The following is a 13,845-nucleotide window of genomic DNA, read 5'->3' as shown; positions in this document are numbered from 1 at the left end:
TTAGTTGTCGTGACCGGAACCACCGTCAGCGCGCACGCGATCCTTGCCGAGAGCGTCGAAGAGGTCGTATTCGTTGCCAGTGAGAATAAAGAGGACCTCCTCGAGCGGCTCGAGCACTTCGGGAAGGATCTTGACGACGAGGTAGGTGATCCCGACCAGTGCGACGATCGATAGCGACTGAGCGATGTAGTTGTGGGCGACGAGAAAGGAGACACGACTCTCTTCGGCACCCATGTAAGTAGTCATAATGGAGACGAGCCACTCCTGTTGGAACCAGCCCCACGGGGAGGCCAGGCCGATGAAGACGTTCCGGAAGAGGTTGAGCAGCCAGATGATGCCGATTGCGGCGGCGAAGGCAGTCGCCTTCCGTCTGAGCGGCGCTTTCACGGCAGCGATCAGGCCACCGAAGATGGCCATGCTCCCGATACCAGTACAAGCAAGGATGATGTAGGTCGTTCGTCCAGTGACGGTCTCGTCGGGGTCGAAGTCGAACCGACTCTCGTAGCCGTTTGCCCCCTCATTGATGCCCGGACTGTGACCGAGCAGTTCCATCCCATAGTGGGTCTGGACTGCCGTGGTTTCGATCAGCCACGCTCGGAAGACCGGGATCGTTTCGGCTGGCAAGTAGATCAGCCCCATAAACGCGATCGCTTTCGTGAGGAGAAACAGCGAGTCACGCCCGCCCCAGAGGAGATAGCCGGCGTACGCACACAGCGGCAGCGCAACGAGCGCCAGCACCGTCTGCAACGGGCTCTGCATCTCGTAGTAGTAGTATGGCACCATCGTCAGCCAGAACCCACCGAAAGTGATCCAGGCACCTGTCGCGAGATACCGTGCCGGCTCGAAAGCCCCCTGCCAGCGGAGAACTAACGCCACGAAAAACGCAGCGATAGAGACCCATGCTAACACGTCTGTTAGTTGAATGGAACTAAAAATCGCCGGCGTCAGTGCGGTCGTGCCTGCACGCTCGAGGCCGACGACCGACACCGTGTCGGTCCCAGCAGGTAGGGACGGCATATTCGTGAAAGACTGAAGGACGCGTTCGCTATCAACTTGACGCCTTGCGTTCCAGCCGGCGATTCCCGCACTCGAGAGTGCGCTGGCACCGCCGAGCCACCACAGACGCGTCGAAAAGCCGGAACAGCTGTCGCCGACCGCGTACCTTTTTGCCTCGGTCGGGAAAGAGTAGACGTATGGTCGACGTCCTCGATAACAAGCGGACCGCGACGCGATTTCGGATTCTCGTCCAGATCGCCGAGCGCCAGCCCGCCGTCAGTCAGGGAGAGATCGCCGAGGAAGTCGGCGTAACGAGTCAGGCCGTCAGCGAGTACATCCGCGAACTCGTCGATGACGGCCTCGTCGAGAAAGAAGGCCGCTCGCGGTATCGCGTCACGAACGAAGGCGTCGACTGGCTCTTCCGGACCGCCGACGACGTCCGCCGGTTTGCCGACCACATCACCGGAGACATTCTGGGTGCGATGAGCGAGGCCGCCTACATCGCAACCGACGACATCGAAGAAGGCGACACCGTCACGCTCTCGGTGAAAAACGGCTTACTCCACGCAAGTCCCGGTAGTGAGGGGCCAGCGACTGGTGTTGCAACGACCGACGCCGAGGCTGGGACCGACGTCGGCGTCACGAGCTTCGAGGGCGTCATGGATCTCGAGCCCGGCTCCGTTACCGTCCTTCAGATACCTGCCGTTCGGACTGGTGGCAGTCGAGCAGCCGACTCAGAGCTCGTCGCCGAACAGTGTGCCGATGCCGATCTGGTCGTCGCGGCGGGTGTCGAAGCCGTCGTCGCCTGTCGACAGGATGGGGCTGAGCCAACCGTAACACTCGCCGCCGGTGAGGTTGCTGCCGAGGGTGCCAAACGAGGGCTGGATGTGACCGCAGTTGCGACGACCAACGAGGTCGGCCGCGTCACCGATACGCTCCGCGATGCCGACGTTTCGTACGAAGTCCTCGAAGGATAGCGTGAAAGGTCGAAACACGGAGACTCGAGTTGTCGTCGGACTGGTTTGCAACGCCCGTTACCGACGATCGTAGACGTGGACCGCTCGATCGTGTCGGACCGACAGCCCGTTCGGATTTCGTTGACTCGAGCGATCGGTGTAGCGAGCGGAGAGCCCATCTCGCAGTCCACGTGCGGCGTTCGAGACGACATCGGTCCCGTCCGACACCCAGCCCGTCGGCGTCTCCTCCCCGGTGAGAACACCGCGAACTCCCGCCGACCCGTCACGAAGGGCGCTGCCGATCGTCCGCCCGAGGACGGTCGGTCGAGGGCCGTAGTTTTTCGCGAGTCGATAGGACAGTGATCGATACGCTGTCCCCCAGTTGCGATCCGTCTGGCCACCATCAGTGCCGACTTCGCGTCGAGCAGCCATCTCTGCGTCCCAGTCAGTATCGAAGCCGAGCCCGGCCACACGGTGGGCACAGTCCCGTTCGCCGCCGTCTTCGAGATACTCGTCGAACCCATCTAAGGCCTCGAGGACGGTCCGGTCGAACGCGACGTTGTCGCCGTCGAAATGAACCACGCGACGGCCGGCGACGGTCCGCGGCGTCCGAGGATCGTGGTCCCGCTGTTTACCAGTCACGGGGCCAGTGACGACGTCGGTGCCGGTTGCGATCGAGCGTTCGATGGCGTCGTACCAGCTGTGTTCGATCGCACACTCGCCACCGAGGAAGGCGATCACATCGCCCTCGGCAGCCCGGAGACCAGCGTTTCGCGAGACGCTCGGGTTCCGTTCGGAGATTTCAACGAGCACATCGACGTCGGTGCGTTCACGGACGACGCCGGTCGTGCCGTCCGAAGACGGGCCGTTGACGACGATGAGTTCTGTCGACGGTGGCGTTCGCTCCGCGAGCGCGTCGAGAGACGAGAGTAACTGCTCTCGGTCGTTGAGCGTCGAGACGACTACCGAGAGCTCCATACTCTCTGGTAGAATCCATCGATAGTAAAATTACGGGGATTCGTCACCGAGAGACGAACGTCTCGGAGTCGACACCAGTAGCCGGGGTGCCGCGATGACAGCGACACGCGCACCCCCGTTCAGGAGATGGCAGCGGGCTGTCTGCTGTCAGCGGACTCGCGTGTTCCAGTAGGACACTGACGCGAGATGGTCGCTGACTGGAAGCTTGCCGATCGTCTTATCGAGCGTTCGGATCGGCGAGGCGAGTTTGTTCGGGATCGCGCGGTAAAGTCCGTACGGCGCGATGAAATCGTCCTCGACGTCGATCAACGTCAGGTTCGTCTTGGCAAGCAAGACGCTCACTTCGCTCTTCGAGTAGAGTCTCGACCCCATCGGCAGTGCCCAGTTGTAGATACTGCGGGCGCTGAACCGATTGAACGTGTCGAAGACGATCTGGTCTCGAGAGACCCGGCGCATCTCCTCGAGGAACGCTTCGGGATCGTCCGCAAGGTGGAAAAACCGCATCGCGATGACGGTATCGAAGTGATCGTCCGGGAACGGCAGTCGTCCCGCATCACCACGAAGGAACTCAAGCGTTCCCTCGAGTGTTTTGTTCTGCGCTTTTGTACGTCCCTGTTGTAACATCGCCGCCGAAATATCGAGTCCTACGACGTCGGCGCCGTGCTCGGCGAGCATCACCGTAAATCGCCCGGTACCACAGGCGATCTCGAGGATGTTCTGCCCCTCGATAGGCATGATAGCCTCGAGGACAGCCTTTTTCTCCCGGCGGTCGATCAGCTGGCCACCGCGGGAGAACCGCTTATCGTCGTATTCCTCGGCGACGTCGTCGGCTTGGTACCACTCCTGTCCTTTCACACTGGGCGAAACTACAGGAGCGGGAGGATAAAACGATACTGGAGTCTATCGGCGAGCCGGAGACAGATCGTCCCACCAACGGACGATCTCCCAACAGACTAACATATCTATCGCTGAGGGAGGAGTCGGTTCGGTCCGACAAACCGGTCTCGCGACGAGATTGTTGACAGTCGACCGGTCTGGGATGGTCGTTTCGAACGTGCCATATATAACTCGAACCCAAAGAGGGAGCCGCAATTCGACAATCGGTATTAATACTCTATGGGTAGACCTTATACAAACTGGACTGTTCGTATCCACATATAGGGAAGCTTTACCATTGGCGATTCCGGTGACGTAGGTATGAGTACGACGACAGCTGAGGACCGCGGTGTTGCTGGTGAGGAACCGCTTTCAGAGGACGAATACCGTGACCGCTTGCGTGAGTTACCACCGAGTGCGAAACTCGTTGCGAAGGTCCTGGAAACCGATTCGCCGCTCTCTCAGGGTCAACTCGCCGAGGAATCGCTGCTGCCGGATCGAACTGTTCGCTACGCTCTCAACCGTCTCGAGGACGTCGGCCTGATCGGCTCCCGATACAGCTTCCGCGACGCGCGCAAACAGGTCTACTACCTCAACTACTGAGTCTGTCGACCCCCGGCTTACGCCGACGGGGTTGGGAGAAACGTGACACCGTCGGACCTGCCAGGACAGCCGTTCTCGTCAGTGATTTGTGCCCACCTGTCGACTGTCGAGCTATGAATGTCACCCGGTGTTCGGTCCCGGTCACGACGCGTGCGCCAACTGGGACAACCAACGCCTATCTGCTTGGCTCGGAGCCGGCAATGCTGGTCGATCCGGCGGCACGAACCGACGACCTCGACCGACTGGTTCGAGCCCACACCGTCGAGCATATTCTCGTCACCCACACCCATCCAGACCACGTGGGTGCTGTCGCCGCCTACGCCGAGGAAACGAACGCGACTGTCTGGGCTCGAACCGGCCGCACTGACCGCTTCCGGGACGTGGTCGGCTGTGATCCAGACCGAACGTTCATGCCGCGGGCGACGATTCCACTCGGTGACGACCACGTCCGACTGCTCGAGACGCCTGGCCACGCCCCCGATCACATGTCGCTGGAGGTTGGGCGTGGCGGTCCGATTCTGTGTGGCGACTGTGCCGTCCGCGAGGGGAGCGTCGTCGTCGGCGCGCCCGAGGGCGACATGCGGGCGTATGTGACGAGCCTGCGTCGTCTCCGGGCGATCGACCCACCGACGCTGTGGCCCGGTCACGGCCCCGCGATCGAGGCGCCCAGAGACACCACAGAGCGACTGCTCGCCCACCGACGACGGCGGGAACAGCGCATCCTCGAGGCGGTCGAAACCGGTTCGACAACGCTCGACGAGATCCTCGAAACCGCCTACGAGAAAGACCTCACTGGCGTTCGTGACCTCGCGCGAGCGACCGTCGTTGCCCATCTCGAGAAACTCGCCGTCGAGAGACGACTCGCATGGGACGGGAGCCGTGCGACCGCGAGCGACTGACTTTTGCCCGTTGGCGGGTATCTTCAGGTGTGCAATCCCTCGAAGCCGAACTCGACACGGCGCGCCAGCTGTCGATCGACGAACTCGCCGACGCGATCGAATCGATTGGCTTCGAGTGTACCCGCTGTGGGGCGTGCTGTACGGGCGAGGCCGAGGACGACCATACGGCAACCGTCTTTCCCGACGAGATACGAGACCTCGAGGCGAGTGACACACACGACAGCGCAGCCGACTGGCGTGACATCGCTCGCCCGATGCCCTACGGCCTCGCCGAGACCGACGACGGCGACCTCGAAGGCGAAACGTTTGAGTGGGCGCTCCAGACTGACAGCTGTGGTGACTGTGTGTTTTATGAAGAGACCGACGGCGTCGGCGGCTGTACGGCCCACGACGATCGCCCACTGATCTGTCAAACGTATCCGTTCAGCGTGGCGCTTGCAGGGACCAGTCAGCCGATGGGCGAGGCCGTCGACAGCGTTGCGCTCCCGGCACAACGGGAAGCCGACGACGAGGAAGGGGTCCTCCGCGCCCACGAGTGTGAGGGGCTCGGACGGGAGATCTCCCGCGAGGACGCCGAGGAACTCGCCGGGGCGCTCAAAGAACGGGCCGTTCGTGAACTCGAGGAAGCGATCGCCGTCCGAGATACCTACGCGCCCGCCACGCCGGCTCCCGGCGAGGTTGTCGTCCACGACTCCGAGGGCCCAAAGCGAGTCGATGGGACGCCACTCGAGGAGTAAGCGGGGCGGGCTGAGAGCGGTGGTGACGGCAGGCCGGCGCACCCGCGACCGCCGATTGACTCTGCGGGAGACAGCGACAGGGTGTGACCACCGACAGAGAGTTGCATTACGTCACCGAACTGGTTAGTATGGATACCGACTGGGACGAGATCGATCACGTCACGAAGGTCGATCCGGCGAAACCACTGCCGGCTGCTCTCGACGCACTCGAGGGAACCGATCTGGTGGTCGTCGGTGGCTCTGACGGCGTCACCGCGGCCAACGCACTCGAGACGATTCGAACCATCACGGACGCGCTCCCGACGACACCGGTCTTTCAGGAGCCGTCCAGTCCGACCCACGTCTCCCAGAAAACGGTCGACGCCGTCGATGCAATCGCCGTCCCAGCGGTCTACAACGGCGACCGCGACCATTTCGTGGGCAAACACGTCGACATGTTCACTGAACTCGGGCGCAACGTGGCGTCGGTGGCCGGCGAGGGGACGACCGCGCTCCTCGAAACGCCCATCCTCGGCGAGGGGTACGTGATCCAGCATCTCGAGTCGACGGCCGCAGCCGCGTCAGGCGTCGATGCGGCGTACACACCTGAACAGGTCGCTGGCGCTGCCCTTGCGACGGAGCTGTTGTACGACTTTCCGATCTTCTATCTCGAGTACGCTGGACGCTACGGCGGCCCAGAAGACGTCGAAGCCGCCGCTCGCGTGCTCGAGGAGACGACGCTGCTGTACGGCGGTGGGATCGACAGCCGCGAGAAAGCGACCGAGATTCTCGCGGCTGGTGCGGATGCGATCGTCGTCGGTGACTGTTTTCACGACGATCTCGAGCGGTTTCGAACGACGATTCCGACGGAGTAGCGAGTCGTTGTGGACGGTTAGAGGTAGCCGAACAGCGTTCCCACGAGGACGAGCACCCACATCGCGACGCCAGCGAGTAGCATATCGTTGACCGGTGACGTCCGTGTTGCGCGTTTGGCCGCCCCGCCGGCGATCAATCCGAGCGCGATCACAACCAGTATCCGCTGGAGCACGACGTCGATCGGGAGCGAATTCAGGTTGACAAAGCCGTAGTCGAGCCAGATCGCCACGGCAAGCGAACCCGACGCGGCGACCGCAGCATCGAGTCGACTGGTGAGCCCGCGAGCGATCAGGTACGTCGAAATCGGTACCCCGAGGGCGATAAACGGGTACAGCAGTGCTGCGATCATGTGGACCGACAGGAATCCGACGTGACGGTCGAGGGCGACACCCATAACCCGAACCCCAAGAATAATCGTAATGATCGTTCCGAGGAGCACGAGGTGGCCGGCTTCGATCCGGTCAGTAGCGGCTTCGATGCGTGTTCGATCGGTCTCGGTGAGCTGTGCATCGAGTTTCGATTTCGCTGGCTCGAGCAACCCGTCACGACGGGTGGCAAGGCCAACCGTGAGCAGGACGGTCGCACTCATGAGGTTGACTTTCGTTGCCCAGCCGTCGGCATCGGAGGGGCCGCTGTTTCCGAGATTGATCCGGGCCACGTCTTCGCGTTCGTCGACTGCAGGAATCGACATCAAGTCCTTCTCGAGGCGATACTGGGCCTTTTCGACGCCGTCAACGCGGTGTCGAAGGGTGAACCAATCGAAATGCTCCGAGTGGGTCTGCATCACGACCCACTGATCGTCCTGGTTCGGACCCTCGTACATCCGGATGTGATACCGGTAGCCGTAGTACTCACCGTCCTCCAGTTGAAGGGTTTCGGTCGTCCAGTAGGCGTCGTCACCGGTTCCTGGGTCGAAGTAGGCAAGCCGGGTCGCACCGTCGGCTTTCGACCACGGCACTTCGGTGGGTGAAATGAGCTGTTCCGAATCACCGTTTTCGGAGGCGAGATCTCCACCGACGGTTTCGTTGTCTTCGTGACTTCCGTTGGCCACCGAATCGACGAGTTCTGCAGCATCGAAATGGTCGTGATCTGTCTCCTCCCAGTCTTCGTCACCGTGGTCTTTCAGTTGCTGGACGATCGTCTCGGTATCGCCCCGAACGACGACGTTCAGCGGACTCCGCTTCTCGTGGGCCTCACGAGCATTGAGATACGGCCAGAATCCACTCTCGCTGCCATCCGGAGTGACGATCTCCGGATCCGACGCGTCGTCTTCTTCCGGTGCAATGTCGGCCGTTGATGGCGAAAACAGGAGCGATGGGCCACCGATGAAGAGCAACGCGATAGTGACGAGTACCGCTGCGACAACGATTGAGCGACGCATTCGTCAAACGCACTCTTTCGATAGTATATAGTTCTGCTGTCGGGACAGTGTCCCTGTGAGAACGGTCTGACGTATTCAGAGCGTCGCGTACGGCCCGCACAGCGAGTGCTGTGTGACAGACTGGTGTGAGGCGTGGGGTTGGTGGCTGTAACACCAGCCAACTGCCTCAAAACGGTCGTTCCTCAGAACGTCTCTTCGATGATTTCGCCGACAGCGAAGTTCGATTTGACTTCGGTGACTTTGACCTTGACGCGCTCGCCGACGTCAGCACCCGGAACGATGATGACGTAGCCACGTTCGACGCGGGCGATACCGTCGCCTTGCTTGCCGATGTCTTCGATCTCGACGTAGCGTGTTTCGCCGACGTCGACCGGTGGCTGTGGCTCTGACGGCGCGCTCTGTGGCTGTGCCGTCGGCGTTTCGGTATCAGTTGCCTCGTCACGGGAGATGAGTGCGACGCGGTAGACGTCCTCCGGGTCGATATCCCCAGTTTCGACTTCTTGACGTGGTACTTCGATGACGTATCGGTCCTCCTCTGCCGAGACCTCCGTACTGAACAGACACAGGAGTTTTTCAGATATTTCCACAGGTAGACCCTCAGTCTCACCTCTGACGGGCCTCCATAATAGAACTACCGACTGGAAACCGTTATTTTCACAGCACCTTCCTTAGTATTTACTCGAGCAGGCCAGTTCTGCCGCAGTTGGGTCAGTCTGCGTGCTCGAGCGATCGCGTCGTCATGAACTGGGCAAGGTCGAACTCGGTCTCGAGGTCGGCATCACCGACGGAGTCGTAGGGACGGTTGATGACGAGATCGCCTGCGGTCCGGTCGCCGATACCGGGGATCGCGGTGAGTTCATCCATCGAGGCGTCGTTGAGATCGAGCGGATACGGAACGCCGGTGACGGATCGATAGCCGTGGTCGACGACGGCGACGTCGATCGTCTGCCCGAGGTCGCGTTCGCCCGGCACCCCGACCAACAGCGGATAGGTGCCGAGTTGGCGGCCGAACGTCGTCCCGTCCTGATGGTACTCGAGGTGGACGTCCGGAAGCACGGTTCCCGGCGGCGCGACACGTTTAAGCATCGGCTTGTCGATCTCCTCGCGGACCTGCTGTTTGTAGCGTTTGAACAGCTTCTTGTGCTCGTTGGCGATCTCGGCACCTGTATCGGACATGTCGGTGCCGTCGAACGCCATCACCTGTCGGATATTGATACGGCGGAGCATGTACCCCTCGTCGTAGACTCGTTGAAGGAACTCGAGGTTGCGCTCGTAGGTCTCCTCGCGTTCGCCCTTGAGGCCGTGGAGGAGGTTGATGCCGGGAAGCAACTTGGGGAGTCGCCGTGGCGCGTCATCGCCGACGGTGGGCGCCTCGGCCGGATCCTCTCCGGGTCGCCAGCCCCCCTCCTCGTTGACGATTTTGACCGCCTCGAAACACTCCTCGGCGCTAACGTTCAGGTTGTTCTCTTCCTGGACGATGGGGTCAGCCGACTCGAGGCCGAATGCAGCCGTATCGCCGGGCGTGTTGTACTCGGCGATAATTCGAATCCCCTCCCGGCTCTTTTCCGGCCAGTTGACAACCGTGATCGGGTTCATATTGTCCAGATGCAACGTCTCGAGGTCGGGTGCGACCTCGCGGATGCCACTGTAGAGTTGGCGGAGTGCGTCGGGGTTTGGTGCCTCGCCGTCGCCGCCGTAGGCGAGGATGTCAGCCTGCCGGCCGATTCGGAAGTGTTTCACGTCGTGATTGGAGAGCGCATCGACTTCGCCGACGACCGACGGCGGCGGCCGGAACGAGGGGTTGCCATAGAGGGGTTCCGTGCAGAACGAACAGCGATACGCACAGCCACGGGAGGTCTCGAGTTCGGCGATCAGATGATCGGGGTGGTTGGGGTGTTGGTCGACAATGAAGGCGCCGCCCTGTGCCCACCGTGTGACTTCCTCGACGTCACGCATCCGATTCGAGAAGCCCTCGAGGCCGTTCTCGACGAGGTCGTAGACGGCAGCCTCGACGTCGCCTTTGGCGACGAAATCGAAGTCCAGGTCCTGGCGTTCGGTCTCGGTCGCGCCAGCGTTTTCGTCGCCGACACCGAACTTGACGGGGCCACCCATCAGGCTCGTGCCGGTGGCGGTCCAGGCGAGCTTTCGCACTTCGTCGGGTTCGGCTGGCGTGCCGCCGACGTACTTGCCGGGAACGGTCATTCCGCCGAGATAGATCAGCAGGTCGGCCTCGTCGACGTCGCGCCACTGATCGGGCTGGTCTCGAAGCCGGTCGATTGTGTGGTATGTGATTTGTTCGCGTGGGACGCCCGCATCGACGAGCGCGCCGGCCGTATACCGCGGGTACGTCGAGATGTACGGCGGCACCCCGAAGTGGGCGGGCTCGTCGACGTAGCCGTCGACGATCGTCACCGACAGCGTCTCGGGGGCAGTCATAGCTCCCGGTAGCGCCTCGAGTGATAAAACGGTGACTACACGCTCGAGCGCACGCCATCGTGCTCGAGTCGCCGAAACCCCGACGTTGATGCGTGTCGTTCTCCTACACGGGGTATGCCACTGACCGAAGAGTTCGTCTGCACTGCCGAGGACTGTGTTCTCGATCTGTTCGAGAACCACTACACGTACGACGTCCCCGACGATCTCGACGTGACAGATCTCGCGTGTCCCGTCTGTGGCGGCACCGACTGTCTCGAGAAAGTGTCGCTGTGACAGGCGGAGCCAGGGAACGCGAAACCGCCAGCGGAGAGCGGAGAGGCCACAGGTAATAACTAATGAACAAAGAACGTGTCAGACGTTTCTTTTGTTCTATCAAAAGAGATATGAATGCGGATCGTGTAACATTTTGACAAGCCATGGCCTCGACGCACCTCCAGGTCCCCTCTGCGGCCCCGCAAGCAGCCAGTACGGGTGACTCCCAGTGAGCTTCAGAGATCTCCACAAGTCGGTTGGCGACGCCCTCTATCGGAACATTGGTCGTGCCCACAGTCAGGTTCAGAAACACCGATCGTTGCCTGTTGATATTCTGGAAAACGACACGGCGTATCTGGTCATCTTCGACGCTCCGGGTGTCGAACCCGACGACGTTCAGGTCAGATATCTCGAGGGCACTGTCAAGATCCGAATCAACAGATTTCGCCAGTTCCGCGACAGCTACGAGATGCGATTCCCCGGCCGTGGGATGGAACTCGACGGCGAAGCCGAACTCCCCGACGACGCGGTCGTCGATCCGGACGCAGGGAGGGCAACGCTGACCGAAACAGGGACGCTGCGGATCGACATTCCAAAAGATTCCGCAGTCGAGAACGGCGAAGCTGAATCGGAGATCGAGGCTGACTCCGAAACCGACGAGTTGACTGTCGACGAGTGAACTCGACTGCTGGCGACGACACACTCAGCGCTCTGTGTCAACTGCCATCCCGTCGATGATCTCGAACGACTCGTCACCATCGAATCGGGTCGGATCGAACGCATCGATCCCTTCACCGCCGCACACTTCTGTTGCGAGACGCGCACCGATCGCCGGCGAACGCATGAAGCCGTGTCCCTGAAACCCAGTTGCGACGTACAGCCCCGGCTGTAGCTCGCCGACCAGCGGCTCTCGATCCGGTGTCGCCGTACAGAGTCCAGCCCATGCCCGCTCGAGGTCGAGGTCGACGTCGGGAAGCCGATGGCGAACGCGTTCGAGCAGCCCTGTCGCGAACTCCGGGTTGGCCTCACGGTCGTACGCATCAGGGTCGGCCTCGACGTATTCGGTCCCGTCGCCGGCGAGCAGTCCCTCAGGATGTGGGCGCAGGTAGAACTCACCGCTCGCATCGTAACACATCGGCTCGTCAATATCGCCCCTCGCGACGAGCGCCTGTACGCGGTATGGCTTCATCGCGATCGAGATGCCGGCGTCGGCTAGCAGCTGTTTCGTGTGTGCACCGGCCGCCACGACCACTGCGTCGACCGCGTGTTCGGTGCCGTCCTCGAGCACGACACACGAGGGATCGGTTCGGATCTCGACGGGTGTGTTCGGCTCGAGTGTTGCACCGGCTCCGTTCGCGGCGGCAGCGAGACAGGCCGTATACGCAGCGGGATCGGTGTAGCCAGCCGCGCCGGCGATCCCGGCGACAGCGACGTCGTCCGTGTACAGCGCTGGGAACCGGTCTGCGAGCGCGTCGGCATCGACCTCGAGTGCGATGGTGCCGTTGTCCTGCATACGCTCGATCTGGTCGCGAATCGCGTTGGCTCGATCTGGCTCCCCCTCTCGGGCGAGCCAGACGTAGGGACATTCGACGAACGGAAAGGTGTCGTCGCCCGAGAGATCCCGAAAGCGTTCGATGGCCTCACGACCGATTTCGGCGTCGAGCGGGCCTGCAAAGGCGTTGTAACAGACGCCCGCGGCTCGACCGCTCGCACCACTTGCAATCGACTCGCGGTCGTACAGCGTTACATCGGCCCCCGAGCGAGAGAGGTCGTAAGCCGTCGTCGCGCCGATCGCACCCGCGCCGACCACGGCGACCTCGAGGCCGGCGCCGTCCTGGGTGAACGCATCCGCGCCGACGGCGAGTGCTGGCTCGTCGGAATCAGTCATCGACGATCACCGGTGGGCACGGTTCGGGCCTGCGATTGGCACTGCTCTCTCACACCGACTGTGGAAGCGACAATCCTCGTCATGAGCGCTACTGGGTTCGGGGGCCACTTACCTCTGGGTGGTTATTGTCGCCGTTCGAAACGCAGTCACAAACAGCGGTGGTGGTTACTCGAGAAACGGCTCGAGTCCCTGTGCCGGGTAGCCGACAATCGTGGTCGCACCAGCCTCGTGCAACATGTCGGTCTGTTCGCATATCTCGTCTGCATCACCGATGAGGGCGTAGTCGCGAGCGGCTTTGAGCAGGACCTCTCGAGCACGGCCGGTTGCACTCGCATCGGTCGCGGCGTCCTCGGGGAGCGCTCGAGCGACCGGTCGTCGTCGCGAAACGTAGTCACCGACAGCATCGAGGACGGTGTCTTCGTCGTCAGTCAAAACCGTCGGGGCGTAGAGGGCAATCTCGCCCTCGAAGCCGACTGCTCGCAGCGCCTGCAGTTCAGCAGCGGTTCGTCGAGCGAGCAGTTCGTACTGTGTCGCCCCTGTCGCCATCGCGAGTCGCTCGACGCTTTCGGTGCCGACCCAGGCGTCTGGGTCGGTCTCGAGGGCTGCATCGAGTCGGGGAGCAATGGAGCGCTCGCGCTCTTCATCGGTGAGATAGGCACCGTGGCCCGCGACGAGGACGCGGCCGACCGCGTCGGGCAACTCGTCGACCAGCGAGTCGTCACCCAGCGGGTCAAAGCCATCAACCCGGACGGGCGTCGTCAGCAAGACTGCTGTGTCGTCTGCGAGGGCCGTGAGCGTCTCGTGACTGGGGAGATGATCACGTCCTTCGTAATCGATCGCGATCGTTTCGACCGGAATCGACGCGGCAGCCGAGAGATCACATTCGGCGGGTTTGAGGGCGATTGCATCCAATCCAGCACGGGCGACGGTACTCGTTGTTAACATCGAAACTCACCTCGCGCGACGACCCGCCCGACGATGCCAGTTC

Annotated in this window: 15 protein-coding genes; 7 read left to right on the top strand and 8 right to left on the bottom strand. The window is 61.9% G+C overall.

Annotated features, from left to right (window positions below):
* The gene (artA, locus tag DV706_RS15860) at window positions 1-1,017 is read right to left on the bottom strand and encodes an archaeosortase A (RefSeq protein WP_049890003.1); all 1,017 of its coding nucleotides are present in this window, start codon (window positions 1,015-1,017) and stop codon (window positions 1-3) included.
* A 176-nt stretch (window positions 1,018-1,193) separates the two neighbouring features.
* On the opposite strand from artA, the gene DV706_RS15855 reads away from it, so the two are divergent.
* Entirely contained in the window at window positions 1,194-1,973 is a 780-nt protein-coding gene (locus tag DV706_RS15855; protein WP_006067930.1) for a DUF7839 domain-containing protein, read from the top strand.
* Window positions 1,974-2,030: 57 nt separating this feature from the next.
* Here the strand turns inward: DV706_RS15855 and DV706_RS15850 are convergent, their stop codons facing one another.
* Together DV706_RS15850 and DV706_RS15845 are read right to left on the bottom strand one after the other, a co-directional pair.
* Window positions 2,031-2,930 carry a glycosyltransferase family 2 protein gene (locus DV706_RS15850; RefSeq protein ID WP_006067931.1) on the bottom strand — a complete coding sequence of 300 codons (900 nt, stop codon included), beginning with the start codon at window positions 2,928-2,930 and terminating at the stop codon, window positions 2,031-2,033.
* 147 nt (window positions 2,931-3,077) lie between these two features.
* On the bottom strand, window positions 3,078-3,785 hold the full coding sequence (locus DV706_RS15845) for a class I SAM-dependent methyltransferase (protein WP_006067932.1): 708 nt from the start codon (window positions 3,783-3,785) through the stop codon (window positions 3,078-3,080).
* Window positions 3,786-4,127: 342 nt separating this feature from the next.
* Between DV706_RS15845 and DV706_RS15840 the strand changes: the two genes are divergently transcribed.
* From DV706_RS15840 to DV706_RS15825, 4 genes are all read left to right on the top strand, one after another.
* Window positions 4,128-4,409: a helix-turn-helix domain-containing protein gene (locus DV706_RS15840; protein WP_006067933.1), complete on the top strand. Its 282-nt coding sequence runs from the start codon at window positions 4,128-4,130 to the stop codon at window positions 4,407-4,409.
* Between the two features lie 113 nt (window positions 4,410-4,522).
* Window positions 4,523-5,308, top strand: coding sequence for an MBL fold metallo-hydrolase (locus DV706_RS15835; RefSeq protein ID WP_006067934.1), 786 nt, complete (start codon window positions 4,523-4,525; stop codon window positions 5,306-5,308).
* 29 nt (window positions 5,309-5,337) lie between these two features.
* The gene (locus tag DV706_RS15830) at window positions 5,338-6,045 is read left to right on the top strand and encodes a YkgJ family cysteine cluster protein (RefSeq protein ID WP_006067935.1); all 708 of its coding nucleotides are present in this window, start codon (window positions 5,338-5,340) and stop codon (window positions 6,043-6,045) included.
* 128 nt (window positions 6,046-6,173) lie between these two features.
* A complete protein-coding gene (locus tag DV706_RS15825; RefSeq protein WP_006067936.1) occupies window positions 6,174-6,899 on the top strand; it encodes a heptaprenylglyceryl phosphate synthase in 726 nt (241 codons plus the stop codon).
* A 17-nt stretch (window positions 6,900-6,916) separates the two neighbouring features.
* Here DV706_RS15825 and DV706_RS15820 read toward each other — a convergent pair whose 3' ends face one another.
* The 3 genes from DV706_RS15820 to DV706_RS15810 all read right to left on the bottom strand — a co-directional run bounded on the left by DV706_RS15820 (window position 6,917) and on the right by DV706_RS15810 (window position 10,717).
* A complete protein-coding gene (locus DV706_RS15820; protein WP_006067937.1) occupies window positions 6,917-8,281 on the bottom strand; it encodes a hypothetical protein in 1,365 nt (454 codons plus the stop codon).
* Between the two features lie 182 nt (window positions 8,282-8,463).
* On the bottom strand, window positions 8,464-8,868 hold the full coding sequence (locus tag DV706_RS15815; RefSeq protein WP_006067938.1) for a TRAM domain-containing protein: 405 nt from the start codon (window positions 8,866-8,868) through the stop codon (window positions 8,464-8,466).
* A gap of 121 nt (window positions 8,869-8,989) precedes the next feature.
* Window positions 8,990-10,717, bottom strand: coding sequence for a radical SAM protein (locus tag DV706_RS15810; RefSeq protein ID WP_006067939.1), 1,728 nt, complete (start codon window positions 10,715-10,717; stop codon window positions 8,990-8,992).
* Window positions 10,718-10,831: 114 nt separating this feature from the next.
* Here DV706_RS15810 and DV706_RS21830 point away from each other — a divergent pair, with 114 nt between their 5' ends.
* On the top strand, window positions 10,832-10,990 hold the full coding sequence (locus DV706_RS21830; RefSeq protein ID WP_006067940.1) for a DUF7559 family protein: 159 nt from the start codon (window positions 10,832-10,834) through the stop codon (window positions 10,988-10,990).
* Window positions 10,991-11,198: 208 nt separating this feature from the next.
* A complete protein-coding gene (locus DV706_RS15805) occupies window positions 11,199-11,648 on the top strand; it encodes an Hsp20/alpha crystallin family protein (protein WP_006067941.1) in 450 nt (149 codons plus the stop codon).
* 24 nt (window positions 11,649-11,672) lie between these two features.
* Here DV706_RS15805 and DV706_RS15800 read toward each other — a convergent pair whose 3' ends face one another.
* Both DV706_RS15800 and DV706_RS15795 read right to left on the bottom strand, forming a co-directional pair.
* A complete protein-coding gene (locus DV706_RS15800; protein ID WP_006067942.1) occupies window positions 11,673-12,857 on the bottom strand; it encodes an NAD(P)/FAD-dependent oxidoreductase in 1,185 nt (394 codons plus the stop codon).
* A gap of 165 nt (window positions 12,858-13,022) precedes the next feature.
* Entirely contained in the window at window positions 13,023-13,802 is a 780-nt protein-coding gene (locus DV706_RS15795) for a DUF7388 family protein (RefSeq protein ID WP_006067943.1), read from the bottom strand.
* Window positions 13,803-13,845 lie beyond the last annotated feature (43 nt).

It is taken from the genome of Natronorubrum bangense (genome assembly GCF_004799645.1).
In the GTDB taxonomy this organism is placed as follows: domain Archaea; phylum Halobacteriota; class Halobacteria; order Halobacteriales; family Natrialbaceae; genus Natronorubrum; species Natronorubrum bangense.
Note: the sequence above shows the minus strand (reverse complement) of the source record. Positions and strands in the feature narration are given on the sequence as shown.